Source organism: Arthrobacter ramosus (assembly GCF_039535095.1).
Taxonomy (GTDB): Bacteria; Actinomycetota; Actinomycetes; order Actinomycetales; family Micrococcaceae; genus Arthrobacter; species Arthrobacter ramosus.
Genome location: NZ_BAAAWN010000001.1, coordinates 337,496 through 355,190, shown reverse-complemented (window position 1 = coordinate 355,190; position 17,695 = coordinate 337,496). Strand labels below are relative to the sequence as shown.

At 64.8% G+C, this 17,695-nt stretch carries 14 protein-coding genes; 2 read left to right on the top strand and 12 right to left on the bottom strand.

The features are described 5' to 3' along the window. Positions 1 to 275: 275 nt before the first annotated feature. Positions 276 to 2,885 carry a bifunctional lysylphosphatidylglycerol flippase/synthetase MprF gene (locus tag ABD742_RS01715; protein ID WP_234753396.1) on the top strand — a complete coding sequence of 870 codons (2,610 nt, stop codon included), beginning with the start codon at positions 276 to 278 and terminating at the stop codon, positions 2,883 to 2,885. On the opposite strand, the gene ABD742_RS01710 is transcribed toward ABD742_RS01715, so the two are convergent. The 4 genes from ABD742_RS01710 to ABD742_RS01695 all read right to left on the bottom strand — a co-directional run bounded on the left by ABD742_RS01710 (position 2,865) and on the right by ABD742_RS01695 (position 6,706). After that, positions 2,865 to 4,715, bottom strand: coding sequence for a glycoside hydrolase family 15 protein (locus ABD742_RS01710; RefSeq protein WP_234753458.1), 1,851 nt, complete (start codon positions 4,713 to 4,715; stop codon positions 2,865 to 2,867). The two genes, ABD742_RS01715 and ABD742_RS01710, sit on opposite strands and share 21 nt — an antisense overlap. 41 nt (positions 4,716 to 4,756) lie before the next feature. Beyond that, entirely contained in the window at positions 4,757 to 5,341 is a 585-nt protein-coding gene (locus ABD742_RS01705; RefSeq protein ID WP_234753394.1) for an adenylate kinase, read from the bottom strand. A 97-nt stretch (positions 5,342 to 5,438) separates the two neighbouring features. Further along, the gene (locus tag ABD742_RS01700) at positions 5,439 to 6,371 is read right to left on the bottom strand and encodes a threonine/serine dehydratase (protein WP_234753393.1); all 933 of its coding nucleotides are present in this window, start codon (positions 6,369 to 6,371) and stop codon (positions 5,439 to 5,441) included. Positions 6,372 to 6,433: 62 nt separating this feature from the next. Beyond that, positions 6,434 to 6,706 carry a hypothetical protein gene (locus ABD742_RS01695; protein ID WP_234753392.1) on the bottom strand — a complete coding sequence of 91 codons (273 nt, stop codon included), beginning with the start codon at positions 6,704 to 6,706 and terminating at the stop codon, positions 6,434 to 6,436. Positions 6,707 to 6,911: 205 nt separating this feature from the next. On the opposite strand from ABD742_RS01695, the gene ABD742_RS01690 reads away from it, so the two are divergent. Then, positions 6,912 to 9,086, top strand: coding sequence for a transglycosylase domain-containing protein (locus tag ABD742_RS01690; RefSeq protein ID WP_234753391.1), 2,175 nt, complete (start codon positions 6,912 to 6,914; stop codon positions 9,084 to 9,086). 3 nt (positions 9,087 to 9,089) lie between these two features. Here ABD742_RS01690 and ABD742_RS01685 read toward each other — a convergent pair whose 3' ends face one another. From ABD742_RS01685 to ABD742_RS01650, 8 genes are read right to left on the bottom strand one after another with little or no spacing between them, the layout of a single operon-like run. Beyond that, positions 9,090 to 9,767: an SDR family oxidoreductase gene (locus tag ABD742_RS01685; RefSeq protein ID WP_344787020.1), complete on the bottom strand. Its 678-nt coding sequence runs from the start codon at positions 9,765 to 9,767 to the stop codon at positions 9,090 to 9,092. Between the two features lie 16 nt (positions 9,768 to 9,783). Continuing rightward, positions 9,784 to 11,289, bottom strand: coding sequence for an NAD-dependent succinate-semialdehyde dehydrogenase (locus tag ABD742_RS01680; protein WP_372460973.1), 1,506 nt, complete (start codon positions 11,287 to 11,289; stop codon positions 9,784 to 9,786). Beyond that, entirely contained in the window at positions 11,290 to 12,477 is a 1,188-nt protein-coding gene (locus tag ABD742_RS01675; protein ID WP_234753384.1) for an iron-containing alcohol dehydrogenase family protein, read from the bottom strand. Between the two features lies 1 nt (position 12,478). Continuing rightward, positions 12,479 to 13,474, bottom strand: coding sequence for an NAD(P)-dependent oxidoreductase (locus tag ABD742_RS01670; RefSeq protein WP_234753382.1), 996 nt, complete (start codon positions 13,472 to 13,474; stop codon positions 12,479 to 12,481). Positions 13,475 to 13,496: 22 nt separating this feature from the next. Then, complete coding sequence (locus ABD742_RS01665; protein WP_234753381.1) at positions 13,497 to 15,017, bottom strand: aldehyde dehydrogenase; 1,521 nt, start codon at positions 15,015 to 15,017, stop codon at positions 13,497 to 13,499. A gap of 10 nt (positions 15,018 to 15,027) precedes the next feature. Beyond that, positions 15,028 to 16,131, bottom strand: a complete 1,104-nt coding sequence (locus tag ABD742_RS01660) for a mandelate racemase/muconate lactonizing enzyme family protein (RefSeq protein WP_234753378.1) — start codon at positions 16,129 to 16,131, stop codon at positions 15,028 to 15,030. 5 nt (positions 16,132 to 16,136) lie between these two features. Further along, entirely contained in the window at positions 16,137 to 16,643 is a 507-nt protein-coding gene (fae, locus tag ABD742_RS01655; RefSeq protein WP_234753376.1) for a formaldehyde-activating enzyme, read from the bottom strand. Positions 16,644 to 16,645: 2 nt separating this feature from the next. Then, positions 16,646 to 17,581: a glycine betaine ABC transporter substrate-binding protein gene (locus ABD742_RS01650; protein ID WP_234753374.1), complete on the bottom strand. Its 936-nt coding sequence runs from the start codon at positions 17,579 to 17,581 to the stop codon at positions 16,646 to 16,648. Between the last annotated feature and the right edge of the window lie 114 nt (positions 17,582 to 17,695).

The following is a 17,695-nucleotide window of genomic DNA, read 5'->3' as shown; positions in this document are numbered from 1 at the left end:
CTCCGGCGGCGATCACGGATGCAGCAAAGCGGAGTATGCGAGATTTGTGCATCGACCTGTCCCGGGCTTGCTTTCTGTTCGTTTAAGCGTTGTTTAAGCAACTTTGCATTGCTCACGGACCGGTGACGGAACGAGCCGGCAGCCTGCCTACGTCGGAGTCTATTGGATCGGGACGGGGAAGGTCACGGCGACGTGGGAATTATCCTCGTCGGACGGCCGGTGTGGAAGAATTTCATTTCGCACCCCCATCCTTCCGACGCACAGATAGGAACCCCGTGCACGCACCGGCGCCCGAGCCGGAAACCCGCTCTGTCCCCGATGTCCGTTCGCGGCGATCATGGACGGGAAGACTGCGCTCAGCGCAGCTCACGTTGGGTTTTGTCATCGTCTTCTGGGGATTGGGAGCGCTGACCTCCAGTCTCGCCACGGGACCGGATGCGCAATTGCGACTCAATTTCGCACTTACGCCCCGCTCCCTACCTGATCACTGGTGGGCCGCTGTAACTTCCGCCGTCTGGGCCAGGGACCTGACGGGCTATGTGCTGGAAACTGCTTTGGTGCTGCTGCTTGGCGTGCCCTTGGAACGGCGAATGGGACGGCGGGCGTACGCAATCGCAGCTGTCTCCAGCCAGATTCTGGGCGTTGGCATTGCCTTTGGATTCCTTGCCTTGGCCCAAGGGTTGCTCGGTAGCTGGACAGCGGAGATAGGCAGCCACCTCTTCGTGGGTCCGAGTGCGTTCATCATCGGTACCGCCATGGCGGGAACTGCTTCCATGGCAACCCTGTGGAGGCGCCGGATCCGGCTTGTCGTCTTCGCCTTGTTGCTCCTCCTGGCCCTGTACAGCGGAGGGTTTGCAGACCTGGTCAGGCTCGGCGCCGCAGGTGCGGGCACGGTTCTCGGGCCGCTGCTGATGGGCCGCCGGCCGCGGTTTGCGCGCCCCGTCAGTTCCCGGCACGAAGGCCGGGTGCTGCTTTCGCTGCTCATTGCCGCATCGGCGATCGGTCCGGTAGTCGCCGGCCTCATCCCGCATGCGGTAGGACCGTTGTCCATCCTGCGTTTCCTGTTTACCAACATCCAGCCCGTAGATCCCCAAACACTCCAGGGCCTCTGCTCGGACCCGGCGCAAGCGAAGGACTGCGCCGTCGCGCAGCTGCAGTTGCGCGCCGGCGCCGGCGGGATCTTCATGGCCATACTTCCGTCCTTCCTTCTGCTGTTGCTGGCGGAGGGCCTCCGCCGCGGACGGCGCTTTGCCTGGGTGGGGACCCTTTTGATCCAGGTGGGCCTTTCCGTCCTGGCCGGAATTGCACTGGCCGGAGTCTTGCAGCCGACTTCTTCGGCTACCGGCGCGAGCGAGGGGATCGTCGCAATCGAAGGATCGGCTTCCTCGCAGCCGTTCACCCTGGCCCTGCCGCTGCTTCTGCCCCTTGCGCTGACCATCATTCTGCTCGCGACCCGGCGGCTGTTTCATGTCGAGGCGCCGAAGGGGACTTACAGACGCCTCGCGGTCCGGGTACTTGCGATAGCGGCTGTGCTGAGTGTCGTCTATGTCGGCGCCGGGCTCTTGCTCGCGCAGGATTTCTCCCCTGTTCCGGGGCTGCCGGACTTACTGGCGGATGTCCCTGACCGGTTCCTTCCGCTGGGCTTCGTCCTGGATGTGCCGCCGGCGATCTTCCCCCAGGGCACGGCCGCCGTTCTAGTATACGAAGGCGTCGGGGTCGTCTTTTGGGCGGTCGCGGGTGTCCTGATCTTCAGGACCTTCCTCCATCAGGCCCACACCCGGCACGACGCCAGTACGGAGCGTGCCCGGAAAGTCATCAAGACGTGGGAGGGAAGCTCACTGTCCTGGATGACCACTTGGCCGGGAAACATGTACTGGTTCTCCGCTTCCGGGCAGTCCTTCGTTGCGTACCGCGTCAGCACGGGGGTTGCGCTCACACTGGGCGGCCCGGTGGGACCTAAATCCGAGACGACCGCCGTCTTCGAAGAATTTGCCCGCTATTGCAGGGGCAACGGGTGGACGCCGTGTTTCTACTCCGTACCCCAGGAATTGCGCGACCACGCGGATTCCTCCGGATGGAGCTCTGCACAAGTAGCCCAGGAAACAGTCCTGCCATTGCATTCGGTCTCTTTCAAAGGGAAAAAGTTCCAGGACATCCGTACCGCGTTGAACAATGCCGCGAAGGCGGGCATCCGCTACGAATGGACGAGTTACGCCTCGGCCCCTTTCTCGGTCCAGGTCCAGATCGAGGAAATCTCCGAAGAATGGGTAGCAGACAGGAACATGCCCGAAATGGGCTTTACCTTGGGCAGCCTTGACGAACTCGACGACCCCGAGGTGCGCTGCCTGCTTGCAATCGACAAGCGCCACACAGTACACGCAGTCACGTCTTGGTTGCCCGTATACCGCAACGGGCACATCGTTGGCTGGACCCTCGATTTCATGCGTCGCCGCAGCGGCGGCTTCCGTGCCAGCATCGAATTCCTCATCGCTTCAGCGGCCCTCAGCCTCAAGGATGAAGGATGCGAATTCGTGAGCCTTTCCGGAGCACCCCTGGCACGGGTCGAAGAGGATCCTTCCGAGATGCCTCGCCCAAGGCCACGATCCCGGCCTCCCGGCAGCCTCGACCGCTTGCTCGACTGGTTGGGGGCGACTTTGGAACCGGTGTACGGGTTCCGGTCCCTCTTGGCGTTCAAAGCAAAATTCCAGCCCCGGTACGAGCCCCTCTACATGCTCTACCCCGACGCCGCTTCCCTGCCTGCCGTTGGAACCGCAGTTGCGCGGGCCTACCTGCCGATGCTCAACCTCGGAGCGGGGCTGGCCTTGGCAGGCCGGATCTTCCGCTGGCCCAAGCGCTCCGCAACGTCAGGTCAGGGCCGCCCCTGAAGCCGTCGAGGACGCCCCTGACGGGGAGCCCGACGGCGAGGCCGGCAAGGAGCCCGACGCCGGGACCCCGCCGATCGGGACATTGCTGTGATGCGCTTTGCCGTGGTGAAGTTGCAAAGCACTGAGCACCAAGCCGAAATGGCTGAAGGCCTGGGGCATATTGCCAAGTTGGCGGCCCGTATGTGCGTCCCATTCTTCGCTCAGCAGGCCCACGTCATTGCGAAGGGCCAAGAGCCTCTCGAAGAGGGCTGTCGCCTCCGCACGGCGCCCCGCCCCCAAGAGCGCGTCCACCATCCAGAAGGAACACGCGAGGAAGACGCCCTCCCCACCCGGCAGTCCGTCGTCGCTGTCCTGCGGACGGTAGCGCAGCACAAAGCCGTCTTCCGTCAGCTCACGCTGGATGGCGTCAATGGTGCCGATCACGCGCGGATCGTCGTGCGGCAGGAACCCCACTTTGGGGATGAGGAGAAGGCTCGCGTCCAACTCCTTGCTCCCATAGGACTGGACGAAGGTATTGCGGTCCGCGTCGAATCCGCGGGTCATGACTTCGTCATGGATGGTGTCCCGCAAAGCCTCCCAGCGATCCAGCGGACCGGGCATCCCGGATTCACGGATTCCCCGGACCATCCGGTCAGCCGCAACCCAGGCCATCACTTTCGAGTGCACGAAGTGGCGCCGCGGGCCGCGTACTTCCCAAAGTCCATTGTCGGGCTTGTCCCAGGTGCTCTCAAGGTGGCGCATCAAGGCGATCTGGATAGCCCAGGACTCATCGCCGATGGTCATCAGCGATGCCCGGGTCAGGGACAGGCAGTCCAGGACCTCTCCCCACACGTCGAGCTGAAGCTGCTCCGCTGCCGCATTCCCGATTCGGACCGGCTTCGAACCCTGGTATCCCGCAAGCCACGTCAGCTCCGTCTCGGGCAATCGCCGGCGACCGTGCAAGCTGTACATGATCTGGAGGTCTGCCGGGTCGCCGGCCACTGCGCGGAGTAGCCAATCCCGCCACGCGCTGGCCTCTTCGGTATAGCCCGCGGCCAGGAAGGCCTGAAGGGTCAATGTGGCATCACGCAGCCAGCAATAGCGGTAGTCCCAGTTCCGCGGTCCGCCGATCTGTTCGGGGAGCGAGGTAGTGGCGGCGGCAACAATGCCCCCGGTAGGCGCATAGGTGAGGGCCTTCAGCGTGATCAAGGAGCGCTGAACGGCTTTCCGGTACGGCCCCCGGACGGTGCAACGCTTGGACCAATCCGTCCAGAATCCTGCGGTGTCCTCGAGCGCGATATCTGCCTCGACGGTGCGTGGCCGCCGTTCGTGGCTGGGCGCCCAGGTCAGGACGAAGGGGACGTGGTCACCGGCGTTCACCGTGAACTCGCTGACCGTGGTGAAGTCCTTGCCTACCAACGGCGCCGGGGTCTTGAGGTAGACGGAGTCCGGACCGGCAACCGCGCGGAGGCCGTGCCTGTCACGGCGAACCCAGGGCACCACGTGTCCATAGTCGAACCTCAGGATCAGTTCCCCGCGCATCTTGACCGTCCCGCGGATCCCTTCCACCACGCGAACGATGTCCGCGACGGCGTCGCGCGGCGGCATGAAGTCGATGACCCGGACGTGCCCTTCATCGGTTTCCCAGTCCGTTTCCAGGATGAGGGTTCCGTCTCGGTACTGGCGGCGCGTGCAAATTCCCCCGGTTTCAGGTGCCAAGAGCCAGCGCCCGGCTTGAGGGGAATCCAGGAGCGCGGCGAAGCACGCTGGGGAATCGAAACGCGGGAGGCACAGCCAGTCTATGGAGCCCGCCGTGCTGACCAGGGCTGCGGTGTGCAGGTCCCCGATCATTGCATAGTCTTCGATTCTTTGGCCGGTAGACGGTTGACCGTTCACAGTCCCTTTCCTAGTGCTGATTCAATGGCGGCTATTGCCTTGGCCGTGATCTCTTCCCGCTGGCCCGAACCATCCACGGCGAGCACGATTCCGCGCTCGGAGTATCGCTCAACCACGGCCTGTGTTTCCTTGCGGTAAAGTTCCAGGCGACGTCGGATCACCGGCGCTGTGTCATCGCTCCGGCCCTGCTCCTGCGCCCTGCGGAGCATCCGCGCGACGAGCTCGTCGTCGTCGACCGCTAGTTCGACGACGGCATCCAGTTGCTGCTGGTTGCCGGCCAGAATGCCGTCCAATGCCTCGATCTGCGCCGTCGTGCGGGGATATCCGTCCAGGAGGAATCCTGCCAGGACGTCGGCGCTGCCAAGCCGCTGACGGATCATGGCATTGGTGACGTGATCCGGCACGAACTCGCCGCTGTCCATGTACTTGCTGGCTTCGGCTCCGAGTTCCGTCTTGCCGCCGACGTGCGCGCGGAAGATGTCTCCGGTGGAAATGGCGGGTATGCCGAAATGCCCGGCGATGTGCTCAGCCTGGGTGCCCTTGCCCGAGCCAGGAGGGCCCATGATGATCAATCGCGTCATGCCACTGTCCGTTCGTGAAGCGGTTTTGCGTGCCCCGGCATTGTGGCTAGAGCTTAGCAACTGTGGGGCGCTCGCGGCAGGGCCACGACCCGCCGCTTCAGACCGTGGCGGGGTCGGTATTGGCGCCGCAGAGGACCACGGCCACGCGTTCACCTTCTGCCGGAACATACGCTCCGGAGTTCACGGCCGCGAAAGCGGCGGCTGCGCCATGTTCCACGACAATCCGGTACTGCTCCCAGAGCAGGGAGCGCGCCGCGGCGATGTCGTCGTCGGACACCAGGACCGTCCGGACACCCGTGCGGACAGCCACCTCGAAACCGATCCGGCCGATCTGCCGGGCGCCCAGGGAATCTGCAGCGATCCCGGAGACGGCAACGTCAACGGGTGCCCCTGCAGCGAGGGCCGAATAGAGAGTGGGAGCGTTGTCCGGCTCGACGCCGACGACTCTGGCGTGACCTTCGACGGCGGCCGCGATTCCCGCCATGAGCCCGCCGCCTCCAACGGCTACCACAACGGTGTCTACCTCCCCTAGCTGTTCCAGGAGCTCCGAGCCGACAGTGCCCGCGCCAGCGGCGATTTCGGCTTGGTCGTAAGCGTGGCAGTAGACTGCGCCGGTTTCCGCGGCGTAGTCAAGGGCGGCCTCAAACGCTTCGGCGTACTCGGTTCCGCGCTGGACCACCGTGGCTCCGCTGGCCTTGAGCTTCTTGACCTTCACGGCAGGTGCGGTCTCGGGGACAAAGACGGTTGCGGGCACACGGAGCTGCGCCGCGGCATAGGCATTCGCCAACCCCGCATTGCCTCCCGAAGCAACGACGATTCCAACATCGTCCTTCAGCTCGCCGCGCTCCCGCGCGGCCAGAACGCGGTTGAAAGCACCCCTCGCCTTGAACGTCCCCGTGTGCTGCATGAACTCGCATTTGAACCACAATTGCCCGGGCACCGTTCCGGCATCGGCTTCGAATACGGGTGTGCGGCGGATCCTTCCCGCAATCCGGGCGGCAGCTTCATCGACGTCGACGCGTGTGATCATGGGAAGTCCTCGTTCCGTGCGGTCCGATCTTGGGCAGGCTCTAGCCTCAGGCTACCGCGTACCTAGAGGGACTCGACGTCGGCCGTTCCGAGCTGCTGCCGGCGTGCCTGGCGGTTCCGCAACCAACGGCGGGCAAGGTCCACTGCGGCCCAGATTCCGGCGAGGGGAGAGAGCACGACGACGCCGTAGATGAAGATCATCCACGTCAGGATGGCTAAGGGCTGCTGCGCTCCGCTCAACCAGGACAACCCGCCGAGCAAGCCGATTGTCCAGAACAAAACCACGCCCAAGAGTACTGCTCCCGCCGGAAAATACTCGCTCCTCACTACAGCCATCAGTGTCTCCACCGGCCGCCACCTGCCTTCCATCTCCGCACCCGAATAACTTCAGTATGCATCCGGAAAAACGCCGGACACGGTCAGCGCGCGGGCGAAGTGACGAACATAACCGCGGGGGCCGTGTCGCCACGGATTTCGGGGCCTATGTGACGGGTGGAATGGCGGCGTAGTCTGTAAACACGCACGGTTGATAGCTGGAAAAATGGCGTCGAAGAACGGTCGAAAACGCGGTTTGGCCGCGGCCCTCTGGAGGGTCTTCGGATTCTTCGTCGTGAGCGCCATTTGTGGCGTACTGGCCGCCGGGCTGGTCGTCCCCGGTGTGGCTTCGGCGGGCATGGCCGTCAGCGGTTCGATCAAGTACTTTGACAACCTTCCGGGCGATCTGGTGGTCGCCGCGCCGTCGCAGTCCACCAAAGTGCTCAGCGCTGACGGAAAGACGATCGCCACCTTCTATGCGGAGAACCGGGTGAGGGTCAGCCTCGACCAAATGTCCCCCTACATCAAGGACGCGATTGTCGCCGTCGAGGACAGCCGCTTCTACGAGCACGGCGGCATCGACCCACAGGGGATTCTCCGGGCATTAGCGTCCAACTTCACGAAGGGCACCAACGAGGGCGCGTCGACCCTGACCCAGCAGTATGTGACAAACGTACTGAACGAGTCCCGTTTGGCGGCAGGCCAGACCGGTCAGGTGGTGCTCAGCGGTCAGAAGACCATCGGCGACAAGCTGCGCGAAATGAAGCTCGCCGTCGAACTCGAGAAGAAATTCACGAAGGACCAGATCCTGGAGGGCTACCTCAATATTGTGTTCTTCAACAGGGACGCGTACGGGATCGAAGCGGCAGCGCAGCACTTCTTCAGCGTCTCAGCCAAGGACCTCAGCCTTCCACAGGCCGCACTGCTCGCCGGCCTGGTCAACAGTCCCAGCTACTTCGACCCCTCCGTCCATCCGGACAACTCCATCCAACGCCGCAACCTTGTGCTGTCCGACATGCTCGCCCAGCACAAGATCCAGCAGGCAGCGTATGCGGCCGCCGTCGCCACTCCCATCAAGCTCAACATCACCCCCGGGAAGCAAGGCTGCGCCGCAGCAGACATGGCCGTGTATTTCTGCGACTACATCTCCCACCTCATCCTCAATGATCCGGCCTACGGTGCCAGCGTCACGGACCGGGAACAGCTTCTGTACCGCGGTGGCTTGACGATCACCACCACCTTGGACAGCCGCTTGCAAGTAGTGGCACAGCAGCAGGTCGATGCCACAGCAGGGGCCAACCCCGACAAATGGGGCGCCTCCTTGGTCTCGGTACAGCCCGGCACGGGCAAGATCCTGGCGATGGCGCAGAACACCGTCTTTCTTCCTGAACCCGGAAAATTCGATACCCAGCTGAACTTCAACGTCGATTCAAAAGACGCCAACGGTAATGACCTGAACGGAGCCGGAGGGTTCCAGCCAGGCTCCGCCATGAAGCCGTTCACTTTCACTGAGTGGCTCAACGAGGGCAAGTCCATGACCACAGAGGTGGACGCGTCGCGGCGCACCTATCCACTCGGATTCCCCTGGAAAGACAGCTGCGGGAAGGTGCTGGGCGGTTACAGCACCGCCCAGAAGATAGCCGGCCTCGGTACAGCGGACGACCTCCGCAACAACGACGAGGGATACTACCGCCCAATGCCCGTCAACTACGGGCTCTACAACTCCATCAACACCGCAACCTTTGCCGAGGCAGCCCAACTGGACTTCTGCGGCATCCAGAAAGTGGTCGATGCGGTAGGTCTCCACAGCGGCGTGGACAACGCCCCCGTGAACATGCACCAACTGGGCAACCTGCTCGGCGGCACTGAAGTATCGCCGCTCGTCATGGCCGACGCCTTTGCCACTTTCGCCAACGACGGCACGTACTGCGCGCCGATCGCCATTGTGGGCATCACGGATCCATCCGGCGGGAAGCTGCCCGCCCAAGCCAGTTCATGCCACCCGGCCATCAAGCCCGAGGTTGCCCGCGGCGTCGACTCCGTGCTCCAGGACGTCCTGAAACGGGGGTCCGGCATCTATATTCAACCGAAAGTCCAGGACCTGTTCCCTACCGCGGCAAAAACGGGAACGAACAATAGCAACGGCTCCACCTGGGTGGTCGGATTCACCACCGGGCTCGCCACTGCGTCCTTCTTCGGCGACACCATGGCAGGGCAGAGCCGGGTCGGACAGAACGTGACCATCAACGGCAAGTTCTACACCGCCATCGACGGCTACATGCTGGCTGGCCCCCAGTGGGCCAACTACATGACGCAAGTCGCCGGGCTGTACCCGGCGGCAGGCTTCCCTGCGCCGCCCGCGTCCATGGCGGGGACACCTACGCCGACTCCTTCCCACTGAGTTTCAGAATTCCTGTCCAGTAGCACGGATCATCACTTCAGAGACGTCGACGCCGGGTGGCTGGGCGAGTGCCCAGAGCATGGTTTTTGCCACGGACTCCGGGGCGATGGCGGCATCGGGGGCGTTCTTCCACAAGGGAGTGTCCACATGCCCGGGGGCGATGTGCAGCACCCGGACGCCTGTACCCACGAGCTGCTGACGGAGTGATTCGGCGTAGCCGGTCACTGCCCATTTGGTGGCCGTGTAGAGGTTTCCGGGGTACACCTTGCGCCCTGCCGTGCTGCCCATGAGTACCATGTGCCCCCGGTTGGCCCTGAGCTCCGGCAGGGCGGCCTTGGCCAATATCGCGGGGCCATAGACATTGGTCAGCACCATGTCCCGCCAGCGTTCCGGGTCACCGTCGGCAAGATCTCCGGGGGCTGAGAAACCTGCGTTGGCTACAGCGACGTCGATTCCCCCGAGGAAGTCCACTGCAGCGGCGACGGCTCCACGGGTCCGTTCCCAGTCCCCCGCGTCCGCCACCAGTCCGCCCACGTGCCCCAGCCCGGAACAAGACTCAAGGAACGCTGCGAGCCGCACGGCGTCGCGCCCGGTGGTGAAAACGGAGTGGCCTGCGCGGAGTGATTCCCGCACGAGGGCGGCACCGATCCCACTGGTGCCGCCCGTCACGATGATGCGCACTATGCCCACGTTCCCATCAGGACGGATCCGCGATACCGATGTAGCGGGTTTCCAGGTACTCCTCAATGCCTTCCGTGCCGCCTTCGCGGCCTAGCCCGGACTGCTTGACGCCACCGAACGGGGCAGCGGGGTTGGACACGATGCCGGTATTCAACCCGAACATGCCTACGTCCAACCGTTCGGAAAGGCGGATGCCCCGGTTGAGGTCGCGGGTGTACGCGTAGGCGACGAGACCGAATTCAGTGTCGTTGGCCAGCGCGATCGCCTCGGCCTCGGTGCGGAAGCTGACCACGGGCGCGACCGGTCCGAAGACTTCCTCCTGCAGGATCCGCGCGCCCGACGGCACGTTCGTGAGTACCGTGGGCGCGTAGAAGTAGCCCTCACCGTCCGACGGCGCGCCGCCGGTAAGTGCCGTGGCTCCCCCGGCGATGGCGTCCTGCACCAGTTCATCCACCTTGGCGCGGCTCTTGGCGTCGATGAGCGGCCCGATGTTGGTGCCCTCGGCCGAGCCACGGCCGAGTTTGAGAGAGCCCATGCGGCCTGCGAGGCCTTGGCTGAATTGAAGGGCCAGCGACTCGTGGACGATAAAGCGGTTGGCCGCCGTGCAGGCCTCGCCCATGTTCCGCAGCTTGGCCAGCATGGCTCCGTCCAAGGCCGCCTCCAGCTCCGCATCCTCGAAGACCAGGAAGGGTGCGTTGCCGCCCAGTTCCATGGAGGTCCGCAGCACCTGATGGGCGGAGTCGGCGATGAGCTGCCTGCCCACTCCGGTGGAACCGGTGAAGGACAATTTCCGCAGCCGGCTATCCCGGATCAACGGTCCGGTCACATCGCCGGGGCGCGTGGTCGGGATGACGTTGAGGACCCCGGCAGGCAGGCCCGCTTCCTGGAACACCTCGGTGAGCAGGAGTGCCGTCAGCGGTGTCAGGTTGGCCGGCTTGAGCACCATGGTGCAGCCTGCGGCGACGGCCGGCGCGATCTTGCGCGTGGCCATGGCCAACGGGAAATTCCAGGGCGTGATGAACAGGCACGGACCCACGGGACGCTTGGTCACCAGAAGCCGGGACTTGCCATCCGGCGCCATGGAATAGCGGCCCGAGATACGCACGGCTTCCTCGGAAAACCAACGCAGGAACTCGGCGCCGTAGGCCACTTCACCCCGCGACTCTGCCAGCGGTTTTCCCATTTCCAAGGTCATGGCCAGGGCGAAATCGTCGGCACGCGCGGTGACCAGCTCGAAGGCGCGACGCAGGATTTCGCCGCGTTCGCGCGGCGGCGTCCCAGCCCAGCTGTCCTGGACCCGGGCAGCGGCGGCCAGTGCGCGCTCACCGTCGGACGGTGAGGCATCCGAGACCCAAGCCAGAGTGGCACCCGTGGAGGGGTCCTCGACGGCGGAGGTGGCGCCGTCGGACGCGTCGATCCATTCGCCGTCGATGAACAGCTGCTTCGGCAGCGTTGCGATGAACTCGAGTTCCGAGTCCATCGTGGTGCTTGCGGGCACGGCGGGGGCAAGGGTGTTTTCCACTTACAGCGCTTTCTCGAGGATCGTGCGGATTTCGGCGGCGGTGGGCGGCACCGGTGTGTTGTTGATGACAGCGTCCGCCAGGGTGTCATCCACGAGCGAATCCAGGTCCGCCGCGGTGACGCCGAAATCGGTCAATCGAGCCGTCATGCCGACGTCGCGGGCCAAGCCGACGACGGCGGCGATCGCGGCCTCGGCGTTGGCCTCGACGGTGGCGGCCGTGTCCCCCACGCCCAGGGCGAAGGCCAAGCGGGCAGTGCGGTCCAGACGGTTGCGGAGGTTCAGCCGGAGCACGTCCTCGATCACCAGGCACAGCGCCAAGCCGTGCGGGATGTTGAAGCGGCCGCCGAGCGGGTGCGCGATGGCGTGGACCAAGCCGAGGCCCGTGTGCGAGAAGCCGACGCCTGCAATATGCGAGGCCAGGAGCAGCTGGGAGCGAGCCTCAAGGTCCGATCCGTCAGCCACTGCGCGGGGCAGGAACTCGGCCACCATGGACACTGCCTGGAGGGCGATGCCATCCGAGTAGGGGTTCCGGCGGATGGAGGAATAGGACTCGATCGCATGGGTGAGCGCATCCATTCCGGTGGCGGCGGTCGCCTTCGGCGGCAGCCCTAGGGTCAGCTCGGGGTCGAGGATGGCCGCCTTGGGCAGCGCGGATTCGTGGCCGACGTAGAACTTCCGGTGGGCCTCGACGTCGGTGACCACACCGAAAGCGTTGACTTCAGCGCCGGTGCCGGCCGTCGTCGGGACCGCGACGATAGGCAGCGCGGGGTTGGCGAAGTGGTTGCTGTAGTCCAGCCCTGCACCGCGGGCCGGGTTCACGGCGCCCAGCGAGATCCCCTTGGCCGCGTCCATGGACGAGCCGCCGCCCACGGCCACGAGGACGTCCACTCCGGAGGACGCGGCCAGGTCCGAGCCAGCGTCGACGCAAGTGGTGGTCGGGTTGGGGGTGACGCCGTCGAAGATAGTGACGCCCAGTCCGGACGTCTCCAGCGAGGCGCGGACGGCGGCAACGACGTCGGTGGTGGCCAGGAACGGGTCCGTGACGATCAGCGCCGATTTGGCACCGAGGGCGGCCACGATCCTGCCCACCTCGGTGACCTTTCCGCGGCCGAAGTACGCCGTTGGTTTGGGGTCCAGGGTCAGTTCGGTGGAGGCAAGCTCCGCGTGGATCTGCGGCCGGGTGTGCATATCAGGCTCCTTCTGCTGCGGTAGCGGGTACGATTGCGGCGCGCAACTGCATTCCGATGGCGTCTTCGTAAAGTTTCACGGGCGTCATTTCGCCGGCTTTGTCGCCGTAAAGGGCCTTGGCCCGGCGGTAGAGCTGCTCCACGAGCGACGACAGTTCCACGGGGACCCCCACGGAACGGGCGAGGTCCACCGAGAGGCCGAGGTCCTTGCAAGCCAGGGCTATCGCGAAACCTTCGTCGTAGTCACCGTGGTTGAGGATGGACAGGACATCGTTCTGGACGAAGTTCGAGTTGGCCGGGCTGGCGATGAGGGCCTGCCGTAGGACTTCGAGGTCCACGCCTGCTTTAACTCCGGTGCTCAGGACCTCTGCCGTGGCTACGAGGTGGGAGAACCACAGCTGATTGATCATGAGCTTCACGGCGTAGCCTGCTCCGTGGCCGCCCACGTGCAGGATCCGCTCGGGGTCGCCCATTGCCTCGAACACCGGGCGGAGGCGCTCGACGTCGGCAGCCTCGCCGCCGACGAAGATCTGCAGCATGCCATTCGCGGCCCCCACGGACATACCGCTCACGGGCGCATCCAGGACGCGGAGGCCGCGGACCTCCCCGGCTCGGCGGACCCGGTTCGCCACGTCCGGGACAGAAGTGGACATGTCCACCCATGTCCCGCCGTGGGGCAGTCCCTCAAGGATGCCTCCCCGACCCATGGCGACGGATTCAACGTGCTTTGGCGTGGGGAGCATGGTGATCACGACGTCGGAGCCGGCGGCGACCGCCGCAGCGCTCTCCGCCCATTCGGCGCCATGGGCGAGGAGATCGGCGGCAGACTCCTTGCGGACGTCGTTGACGACCAGGTGGAAGCCGGCGGCCTGGAGGTTGCGGGTCATGCCCGAACCCATGTTGCCGAGGCCGATGAAGCCGATGCGGGCGGTACCTGGGGTGAAGGGCGTCTCGGGTGAAGCCGGCCCGGCGGCAGGGGCGTGGGTTGTTGCTGTCATTTGCAAGTCTCGATTCCGGTAGTCAGGCGTCATCCAGGGCCGCGTCGCCCAGGTTGATCCATGTGGTTTTCAAGGCGGAGTAGGCGTCCAGGGCGTGCAGGGAACGGTCCCTGCCGAAGCCGGACTCCTTGAAGCCGCCGAACGGCGTGATGATGTCTGCGACGTCGAAGGTATTCACCCAAACGGTGCCGGCGCGCAATTCGCGGGCCACGGTGTGTGCCTTCGTGATGTCCTGCGTCCAGACACTTGCGGCAAGGCCGTACTTGCTGTCGTTGGCCATCCGGACGCCCTCCGAGGCGCCGTGGAAGGTGCTGACGGCCAGGACCGGCCCGAAGATTTCCTCCTGGCCGATGCGCCCGGAGTTGTCGACCCGGTCCAGGACCGTGGGCTCCAGGTAATAGCCGTTTTCGACGCCGGTCGGACGGATCCGGTTGCCTCCGCTGGCGACCGTGATGCCTTCGGATTCAGCGATGCCGTAATAGCCCAGGATGCTCTCCAGCTGTTGGTCGTCGACGATTGCGCCGATCTGCGTTGCAGGGTCCAGTGGGTCGCCAAGCTGCAGGGAACGGCCCACCTTGATGACTTCTTCGAGGAGTTCGTCGTGCACACGTTCGTCTACGAGGAGGCGGGAGCCGCCGTGGCAGGTCTGGCCGGCGTTGTAGAAGATGCCCCATGCGACGGCGGACGCGCACGCTGCGATGTCGCCGACGTCGTGCAGCACCACTTGAGGGGACTTTCCGCCGAGTTCCAGCGCCACCTGCTTGCCGTTGGATTCGGAAGCATAACGCTGGAAATACCTGCCCACCTCCGGGGATCCGGTGAAGGTGATTTTGTCCACCAACGGGTGGCGGCCAAGGGCGGCTCCGGCCACATGTCCCAGGCCGGGAACCACGTTGAACACAGCGTCCGGGACACCGGCCTCGGTGGCCAGCTCGGCCAGGCGCAGGGCGCTGAGGCTCGTCTGTTCGGAAGGCTTGAGGACCACGGAGTTCCCGGCCGCCAGGGCCGGGGCCACCTTCCAGGCCGAGATGATCAGCGGGTAGTTCCAGGGAACCACCGCGCCGATCACGCCGAGCGGTTCCCGCGAGATGATGGCGAGCGCGTTGCGCGGAGTGGGCGCGACGTCGTCGTACACCTTGTCGAGGGCTTCCGCGTACCAGCGGAAGGTCCGGGCGCAGCTTGGGACGTCGACGGCGAGCGCATCGCTGATCGGGTGGCCGCTGTCCGTGGATTCCAGAAGGGCAAGTTCCTCGAGGTTCTCCACGATGAGTTCGGAGAGCCGCGTGAGGACCGCTTGGCGGTGGCGCCGGTCGGTCTTGGACCATGCACCGGCCTCGAAGGAGCGGTGCGCGGCGACGACGGCGTCGTCAACGTCCTGCTCCCCCGCTGCCGCTATGTGGGCGGTGACCGAGCCATCGCGGGGCGAGACCGTGGGGAACGTTTCGCCGCTGCGGGCGTCGCGGAAGCCGCCGTCGATGTACAAACCCGTGGAGGGGCGCTGGGCTCCAGCCCGCTGGATCCAATCGTTTTTCGTTGCTGTCATTGCGGGTTCCTTAGACCGAGTACTTCTTGACGGCGTCGTAGTCGATGACCGCACCCAGGCCCGGAAGGTCGGGCACGCGGAGCGCACCGTCGGCGTCGATGTCCAGCGGCTCCATGAAGAAGTCGCGACGTTCGGGGGTCCAGCCGGGCGGATCGTAGGGGAATTCCAAGTATGGCCCCGCGTCCACGCCGGCGGCTACGTGCAGATTGGCCAGCAGGCCCAGGCCGTTGCTCCACGTGTGCGGAGTGAAGAAGCGGTGCTTGAGGTTGGCGGTCTCGGCCACTTGCCGGGCCCGGTACATGCCTACCGCCAGGGCGACATCGGGCTGGTAGATGTCGTAGGCATCGGCTTCAATGAGTGCCATCATCTCGGGCATGCTGCGGACCATTTCGCCGCCCGAAACCTGGATTCCGGTCTGCTCGCGGACACGCTGGGCACCCTTGATGTCGGCTTGCGGCAGCGGCTCCTCAAGCCAGCGGACACCCAGTTCGGCCAACTGCGTTGCCAGCTTGTGGACCTTGGCCAGCTCGAGCGCCGGTTCGATGTCCCCGCTCATGCGCCACATCTGGTTGAGGTCCACCATGAGGTCGAAATCGCTGCCGACGGCTTCACGGGCCGCACGGACGGATTCCACGCCTTCCTCAAGGTGGTCCCGGGCGATCCTGATCTTCATGGCTTTGAAGCCCCGGTCCTTGGCGGCGAGCGCGGACTCGGCCCGGGCCGCTGGAGCCTTCAGTTCGCCGGAAGAGGCGTAGGCCAGCAGTTTGTTGCGCGCTCCCCCGAAGAGAATGGCCACGGGCAACTCGGCCACCTTGCCGATGATGTCCCAGAGCGCCGCTTCCAAGGGCCAGTAGCGGCCGCCATGGAAGTTGATGGTCTCGATGCGGCGGACCTGGTTGAGGATGGCCAGCGGATCCGTGCCGATGAACAGGTGCTCGTAGGCCTCGAAGCCGTCCATGGTGTCGCCCGAGCCGACGCCGGTGATGCCTTCGTCTGTTTCCACTTCCACGAGCGTGGCCGGAAACGTGGTGCGCGGTACAGGGTCCCACGCTGCGCTGAAGGGCGGGTCGAGGGGCAGAACCATGCGGGTCAGCCGGATGGCGGTGATCTTCATTGTTGTCAGCCTCGCGGAGTGAAGAAGGGATTGGACGGGACTTTGCGTGCCTCGATGACGGCCGCCGTCGAGGGCAACTGTTGTGCCCCGTTTTCCAGGGCGGTGCGTGCGGACTCGCGGTTGTTTCGGTAGACGGCGTCTTCGTCGTCCGCGCCGGGGTTGACCCAGACGGCGGCGATCACCACATGGGAATCGGCCTGTTCTGCCGTGACGGTACCGTCCGCCAAGGCATCCGCGACGCCGGCCGCGATGCCTGCCTGGGCGGCGCCCCAAATGAGGTTGCCGTGCCGCTCATTGACGGGAGCCGCTTTGGTGACGAACAGGGTCAACGGCTTGACCGGCAGGGAGGGCCGGAGGACGGTGACGAAGGGGACATGTCCGGCGCTGGGCGTTGCCAGGGCAGTGGCCCAGGCGGTGCCCGCCGGGCCGTCCCTGTGGCCGAGGACCGTGTTCACGTGGGCAGCGTTGGGGCCGTCGCCTATGAATGATTCGCCGATCTGCACCGCAGTCATCACTAGATCAGTCCTTCCGACTTCAGCCAGTCGCTGGCGATCTTGTCCGGATCGTCTCCATCGACGTCGGCCTTGGCGTTGAGCTTCTGCATGACCTCGGTGGTGAGCTTCGGGGAGACCTTTGCCATGATGTCCGCGATGGCAGGGTACTTGGCGAGCATGTCCGCCTTGATGGTGAGGGCGCCCTGGTAGATCGGGAAGAACTGCTTGTCGTCCTGCATGACCTGGAGCTTCAGCGCCGAGATGCGGCCGTCCGTTTCGAAGACTTCACCGAAATTGCAGTCCTGGCCCTTCTGGGTGGCGGTGTAGATGACGCCAGTGTCCAGCATGGAGACCTTCGCGTCGGGGCTGAGGCCGTAGGCCTTCTTCAGGCCGGGCCAGCCGTCGTCGCGGGTGGAGAATTCACTCTCCATGCAGAAGGTCTGCTCCTTGGCCGGGAGTTTCGCGATGTCGGAAAGGGACTTGATGTTCAGCTCTTTGGCCTTGTCCTCGCGGATGGCGAAGGCATAGGTGTTGTTCAGCGGGGCCGGGTCCAACCACGCGATGCCCTTCTTGGCATCGGCGGCCTTCACGGCGTCGAACATTTCTTTCTTGTCCTTGATCGGCGTGGTCTGCTTGTTGTAGGTGATCCAGGACGTACCGGTGTATTCCCAGTAGCCCGCGAACTGGCCGGTTTCGAAGGCCGTGCGGACATTGGCCGAGCCGACCACCTTGGTATTGGTGGTGGTCTTGGCGCCGTGGGCGTTGAGCACCTGGCTGGTGATGTTCGACAGGATGAACTGCTCGGAGAAGTCCTTGGCGCCAATGACGCCGGTCAGCCCGTCGAGCTCGTTGCCTTTGGACGTCTGCGTGGACGAGCTCGCTGAGCCGCCACATCCGGTGAGGCTCAGGGCGGCAACGACGCCGGTGGCCAGGAGTGCGAGAACTGGTTTCTTCATGTTGGGTCCTTTACTGAAGTGGGCAGGCGCCACTGAGGGGAACGCTTGGAGGGTTCGATGCTTGGGCTTTTGGTTCAGGAGAATTCTTGGTCCCTGGTGTCAGAGGCCGGAGAC

Excerpts from the sequence above, each read along its gene's own strand:
- ABD742_RS01710 (WP_234753458.1), bottom strand. The coding sequence starts at position 4,715 with ATGATCGGGGACCTGCACACCGCAGCCCTGGTCAGCACGGCGGGCTCC.
- ABD742_RS01705 (WP_234753394.1), bottom strand. The coding sequence starts at position 5,341 with ATGACGCGATTGATCATCATGGGCCCTCCTGGCTCGGGCAAGGGCACC.
- ABD742_RS01700 (WP_234753393.1), bottom strand. The coding sequence starts at position 6,371 with ATGATCACACGCGTCGACGTCGATGAAGCTGCCGCCCGGATTGCGGGA.
- ABD742_RS01695 (WP_234753392.1), bottom strand. The coding sequence starts at position 6,706 with ATGGCTGTAGTGAGGAGCGAGTATTTTCCGGCGGGAGCAGTACTCTTG.
- ABD742_RS01690 (WP_234753391.1), top strand. The coding sequence starts at position 6,912 with ATGGCGTCGAAGAACGGTCGAAAACGCGGTTTGGCCGCGGCCCTCTGG.
- ABD742_RS01675 (WP_234753384.1), bottom strand. The coding sequence starts at position 12,477 with ATGCACACCCGGCCGCAGATCCACGCGGAGCTTGCCTCCACCGAACTG.
- ABD742_RS01670 (WP_234753382.1), bottom strand. The coding sequence starts at position 13,474 with ATGACAGCAACAACCCACGCCCCTGCCGCCGGGCCGGCTTCACCCGAG.
- ABD742_RS01665 (WP_234753381.1), bottom strand. The coding sequence starts at position 15,017 with ATGACAGCAACGAAAAACGATTGGATCCAGCGGGCTGGAGCCCAGCGC.
- ABD742_RS01660 (WP_234753378.1), bottom strand. The coding sequence starts at position 16,131 with ATGAAGATCACCGCCATCCGGCTGACCCGCATGGTTCTGCCCCTCGAC.
- fae (WP_234753376.1), bottom strand. The coding sequence starts at position 16,643 with ATGACTGCGGTGCAGATCGGCGAATCATTCATAGGCGACGGCCCCAAC.
- ABD742_RS01650 (WP_234753374.1), bottom strand. The coding sequence starts at position 17,581 with ATGAAGAAACCAGTTCTCGCACTCCTGGCCACCGGCGTCGTTGCCGCC.